We start from the raw sequence: 671 nt of genomic DNA, 5'->3' as shown, positions 1-671 counted from the left end.
CTCCATCGACTTCTCCTCCGTTGCTTTGAAACCGGGATGCTGCGTGTTGCTGTGATTGTTCTTTGCAGTATTACGGTGGGGCACGCCAACGGCATTGGCTCTTAAATTTCCGGTGGCGTGCTCCCTCTCCCGCAGGCGGGAGAGGGGAGCAACCCTTCAGGGGTTGATATTCAGACCTTCTTGATTTCCTTGATGCCGTTTTTCTCGTTCACCAGGATCACCTTGGGCTTGTACGTGGCGATTTCCTCGTCCGTCATCGGCGCATAGGTGCAGATGATCAGCTGGTCGCCCAGGTGCGCGCGGCGCGCGGCGGCGCCGTTCAGCGAGATCTCGCCGCTGCCGCGCTCGCCCTTGATGATGTAGGTGGAGAAGCGCTCGCCGTTGTTGACGTTGTACAGCTCGATCTTCTCGAACTCCTTCATGTCGGCAGCGTCCAGCAGGTCCTGGTCGATGCCGCACGAACCCTCGTAGTTGAGGTCCGCCTGCGTCACGGTGACGCGGTGGAGCTTGGCGCGGAGCATGATGCGTTGCATGGGTGATACGTCCTTATATCTGAAGCGAAAGCAGTGGGCGCGCTGCGCCCGTTGGAGTTACGCCGCCTCGCGCACGACCTGGCCGTCCCTGCACATCAGGCAGGCGGCGACGATGTCGTCTTCGAGGTTGAGCGTGAA

General features: G+C 60.4%; 1 protein-coding gene. It reads right to left on the bottom strand.

The features are described from left to right. Positions 1 to 170 precede the first annotated feature (170 nt). Complete coding sequence (gene panD / locus MKD50_RS30550) at positions 171 to 533, bottom strand: aspartate 1-decarboxylase (protein WP_012353832.1); 363 nt, start codon at positions 531 to 533, stop codon at positions 171 to 173. Between the last annotated feature and the right edge of the window lie 138 nt (positions 534 to 671).

The organism is Cupriavidus mimosae, from assembly GCF_023952485.1.
Classification (GTDB): Bacteria; Pseudomonadota; Gammaproteobacteria; order Burkholderiales; family Burkholderiaceae; genus Cupriavidus; species Cupriavidus taiwanensis_C.
The sequence above is the reverse complement of the archived record's forward strand: the minus strand, read 5'-3'. Positions and strand labels throughout refer to the sequence as shown.

Bases quoted from the DNA above. Each gene is read 5' to 3' on its own strand.
- panD (WP_012353832.1), bottom strand. From the start codon at position 533: ATGCAACGCATCATGCTCCGCGCCAAGCTCCACCGCGTCACCGTGACG.